Source organism: Sorangiineae bacterium MSr11367, assembly GCA_037157805.1.
Classification (GTDB): domain Bacteria; phylum Myxococcota_A; class Polyangia; order Polyangiales; family Polyangiaceae; genus Pendulispora; species Pendulispora rubella.
In genome coordinates, this window is record CP089983.1 from 8,142,595 (window position 1) to 8,147,076 (window position 4,482).

General features: G+C 58.8%; 4 protein-coding genes. All 4 read left to right on the forward strand.

Annotated features, from left to right (window positions below; translation table 11 throughout):
- Positions 1-26: 26 nt before the first annotated feature.
- Entirely contained in the window at positions 27-1,052 is a 1,026-nt protein-coding gene (locus LVJ94_31675; GenBank protein ID WXB01466.1) for an aromatic ring-hydroxylating dioxygenase subunit alpha, read from the forward strand.
- Positions 1,053-1,078: 26 nt separating this feature from the next.
- Complete coding sequence (locus LVJ94_31680; protein ID WXB01467.1) at positions 1,079-1,972, forward strand: aromatic ring-hydroxylating dioxygenase subunit alpha; 894 nt, start codon at positions 1,079-1,081, stop codon at positions 1,970-1,972.
- A gap of 76 nt (positions 1,973-2,048) precedes the next feature.
- Complete coding sequence (locus LVJ94_31685) at positions 2,049-2,729, forward strand: hypothetical protein (protein ID WXB01468.1); 681 nt, start codon at positions 2,049-2,051, stop codon at positions 2,727-2,729.
- A 35-nt stretch (positions 2,730-2,764) separates the two neighbouring features.
- The gene (locus LVJ94_31690) at positions 2,765-4,318 is read left to right on the forward strand and encodes a GH3 auxin-responsive promoter family protein (protein ID WXB01469.1); all 1,554 of its coding nucleotides are present in this window, start codon (positions 2,765-2,767) and stop codon (positions 4,316-4,318) included.
- Positions 4,319-4,482: the final 164 nt, after the last annotated feature.

A 4,482-nucleotide genomic window follows, 5' to 3' on the forward strand; every position in this document is an offset into this window, starting at 1 on the left:
GACTCTTGACACGAAGAGGACGGTTCATGGAATCCACCAATTTCAACATTTCTCCGAACAACTGGTTCGTAGGTGCTCGCTCGAAAGAGTTGAAACACGGCGCGATCTTGCGAAGGTTGATCCTCGGAAAGCCCTATGCGCTGTTTCGCGATGTGCGGGGCGACGTGCAGGGGCTGGAGGACAGTTGTCCGCACAAGAACCTCCCGCTGTCCATGGGAAAGGTCGTAGGTAGCGAGGTCCAATGCCGCTACCACGGCTGGCGCTTCAATGCCGAAGGCGCCTGCACCGACGTTCCTTGCCACGCGCCCAACGAAAAGCTGCCCGTGTGCAAAATCCCCTCGTTCCACGTCGTCGAGCAGGACGGTTTCATATGGGTGCACCCCACCGAACCAAGGGGTTCGTCCGCGCGTCCGCCCAGCTATCCGAGGGATCCCAAGTTCGGGCGGCTCGAGTTCCTGAACATCACCAATGCCCCCGTCGATCTCTTCATCGAAAACGGCATAGATTGTGTTCATACGTCGACGGTACACAAAGGTCTATTCGACTTTCCACGGCAACTCGTACGCGCCATGGTCAGGCGCACCTCCACGGGTGTGCGCATCGATACGCTCAACGAGCAGACCGACGGCAGCACCAAGAAATTTCATTCACCTCTCGGCAAGAAAAAGATCACTTCGTACGACGAAGTCATTCTGCCGCATACCGTAAGGCAAACCTTCTCGTCCGACGACGGCCTCCAGCTCATCACCGTACATCTCTGCACGCCCGAAGACGGCGACGTGATCCGCGTCTACAGCCATATGAGCGTCTACTATGGCCGGCTCACGACCTTTGCGACTTGGTACGTCAAACACCTGGCGGAAAAGGTCATCGCCGAGGACAAGGAAATCCTCGAAGGGCAGGCGGAAAACATTCGCCGTTTTGGCCAGCGGAACTTCCGCACGGTGACCGCCGATCTTCCGATGAACTGGGCACAGCGCGCCATTCGCCAATTCAACGAAGGCAAATTCGAGTCGCAAGGCGAGTCGCGCGAGATCACCTACCGTCTATGAATCGGGCTCCGGCGGGAAGGAGCGACATGGATTTCAACAACCTTCACATACCGAAGAGCAATTGGTTCATCGCAGCGCGCTCGGACCAATTGGGCGCGGGCACGACCTTGAAGCGCCGCATTTTGGGTGAATCGTACGTATTTTCCAGAGACGCGCGCGGACGCGTGCTTGGACGTGAAGAGGACGGCGCGCATTCGAACCTGCGCGTCGTCGAGCAGGACGATTGGATTTGGGTGCACCTCACGCTGGCGAGCGACTCGACCGAGGGCCCTCCTTCGTATCCGAGAGATCCCAAATTCGATTGGTTCGAGCTTCACAACGTCATGAACGTCCCGCTGGATCTCATCGTCGACAACGGCGTCGATTGCGGGCACACCGGCTTCGTCCACCCCGGGCTCTTTCGGTCCAAGCCGCAGCAGTTCGTGCGCGCCACGCTGACGAACACGGGCCACGGCGTTCGCATCGACACCTCGGACGAACAAGCCAAATCCGGGACGAAGGACTTTCGTTCCTTCTTCACGCGCAATCAAAAGGTCACCCACTACGACGAATTCATCATCCCGCACACGGTGTATGTCGAATATGCTACCTCGGACGGGTTTGGCGCCATCACGATCCTCATTTGTACCCCCGAGGACGAACAGACGACTCGCGTCTACACGCGCATGGGAGTGAAATATGGAAGGTTCTTTTTTTTCCCGGCTACTTGGTTCGTCAAGCGCCTCGTCGAGAAGATCGTCGCCCAAGACAAGGTCGTTCTCGAAGGACAGGCCGACAATATCCGCCGCTTCGGCAACCGTCGATTCCGCACCGTCACCGCCGACCTCCCTACGAACTGGATCCAGCGAACCCTCCGTCGGGAGACCGAGGGAAAGCCTCAAGCCACCGGAGAAGTCCGAGAAATCTCCTACAAGCTCTAAATCTCGTACGACGTCTTCGCAGCTCGTCATCCGCAAAGTCCCCACCGCGCAGCTCTCGGCCGAGCAAATCGAGCAGATGTGGCGGCTCTACGAGGAGTACTACGACAACGTCACGTACGACTTGTTCCGCAGCGACCTCGCGGAAAAAGAGTGCGTCCACCTCGGGTTCGACGCCAAAGACCGCTCCTTTTCCGTGGTCAGGGGCTTCTCCACGGCGATGGTTTATTCGCAGGAGTACCAAAACGAGAAAGTCGGAGTCCTTTTCACGGGCGATTCGATCTTCCACCCCGACTATTGGGGGCGGCAAACCGCAGTGCACAAGTCGCTCATGTGGACGGTGCTCGAGTGGAAGCTCAAGAACCCGACGCGCCAGCTCTATTATCTTTTTCCTTGCTCGGGGTGCCGCACCTATCTCTTCATGGCCAGGAACCTGCCGGAGCATTGGCCGCACTTCCGTCATGGGCTGCCCGAACGCCAGCGCGGATTGCGCGATGCCCTTGCGCGCCGCAAATTCGGTGACGCGTGGAAGCCCGAGCGCGGCGTGGTGTCGTTCGGCGAGAAACAAGCCGTGCTCAAAGGGCACGTGGCGCCGTTCACCGACGAGGTCCGCGCAATGGAGGAGATTCAATTCTTCATGAAGGCCAACCCCGGCTTCGAGACCGGCGACGAGCTGGTGATCGTCGCCCCCCTGGATTTCAAGTTCTTGCGAACCTTCACCTGGAAGCTCGTAAAAAGGGCCGTGCGAGGGCGGCGTTGAAAAAGGCTCGACTCATTCGAGAGCTCGGGGCTCGTTTGCTTCGACGTTCGGCGCGAAAGCTCGAACATGCACTCGACCGCCCCTACGAAGCACAGAGGGAGCTGCTCGCCACACTTCTTCGCCAGAGCGCGAAAACCGAGTACGGCCGTGTGCTCGGATTGAAGGGGGACGAGAGTTACACCGAGTTCTCGCGCAAAGTTCCCATCGTGAAGTACGAGCAGCTCGAGCCATGGATCGAGCGGCAAAAGAGCACCGGCTACAAAGTACTGAGCTCTGGAAAGGTAGCTCTGTACGAGAAAACATCGGGGAGCTCGGGCGGCAAGAAATACATCCCCTATACGCGTGAACTACTCGGCTCGTTTCACACGTTGGTCTTCGTCTGGCTGCACGATCTTCTGGCAAACGGGCCCGAACTCACCACGGGCAAGGTATTTTTCAGTATCTCACAGCCATTCCAAGACCCTGAAATCGCCAAAAACGGGACGCCGGTCGGAATGGGAAATGACACCGACTACCTTTCCCCGCTGACCCGATTCTTTCTAGGGTCGTGTTTCATTGCTCCTCCGGGGATCTCGCAGATCAAGGACCCCCTCGCGTACAAGCGCGTGCTCGCCGGCGCGTTGCTTGCGGAGGAGAAGCTCGAAATCATATCCATCTGGAACCCGACCTACCTCACGACGTTGCTGGACTACATCGTTCAAAATCGAGAAACGCTGGTGCGCGATCTTCGCTCGGGGAGCGTCACGGTCGAGGGGCGGCGGTTCGAGTTTGCCCCATTGTCCGCAGCTCGGGCGCGGCAATTGGAGTCGGGCGAACCATCTTGGCCGGCGATATGGCCTGAATTGAAGCTGCTCTCGTGCTGGACCGATGGCTCGGCGGAGTTCTTTGCGCGCAGGCTGTATCGCGAATTCCCCGGGGTGACCATTCAGGGCAAAGGTTTGCTCGCCACCGAAGCGCCCATGACGGTACCGCTGTTCGGAGCGCCGGGTCCCGTGCCGTTGACGAACGAGATCTTCTTCGAGTTCGAAGGGGAAGACGGCATCGTCCGACGCATCCACGAGCTTCGCGCGGGCAAGACGTACGAGCTCATTTTTTCGCAGAAGGGCGGCTTTCTCCGCTACCGCATCGGCGATCGTGTGACCGTCGTGGGGCAGTATCGCCAGACACCTTGTTTTCGCTTTTGCGGCCGGGCAAACGACGTCTCGGACTTGGTGGGCGAAAAGCTCAATGCCCAGTTCGTCCACGCCGCGCTCGACAAAGTCATCGGCGCACGCGCCGAAGACAGTTTCTCCTTCCTCGTCCCCATGCAGCGCGAGGGAGAGCCATCGTTCTACTATTGCATCACTAGCGAACATCGCGCGGGCGATTGGGCCGCCGAACTCGAACGCGAGCTCGGTGAAGCGCACCAGTATTCGCAAGCGCGAAAGCTCGGCCAGCTCGGCCCTCTGCGCATGCAAGTCGCCAAAGATGCCCGCGACGCCTATTACGGCCATTTCATGAGCCGGGGCATGAAGTGGGGCGATATCAAGTTTTCGCCGCTCATGAAATCGGCAGACGACGATTTCCTACACCGCCTCGGTGTGGCCTAATCGGCGAGCGCGATCCTCGAACAGAAGAGAGAGAGAAACCGCCATGGCGCCAAGGACGCCAAGCTGGATTGATTGTGAGGAAGTGCGGGCGAATCCCCTGATTCACAACCTTGGCGTTCTTGGCGTCTTGGCGGTTCTGCGATCGAGACGGGAGTTGAGGCTTC

Bases quoted from the DNA above. Each gene is read 5' to 3' on its own strand.
- LVJ94_31680 (WXB01467.1), top strand. From the start codon at position 1,079: ATGGATTTCAACAACCTTCACATACCGAAGAGCAATTGGTTCATCGCA.
- LVJ94_31675 (WXB01466.1), top strand. From the start codon at position 27: ATGGAATCCACCAATTTCAACATTTCTCCGAACAACTGGTTCGTAGGT.
- LVJ94_31685 (WXB01468.1), top strand. From the start codon at position 2,049: ATGTGGCGGCTCTACGAGGAGTACTACGACAACGTCACGTACGACTTG.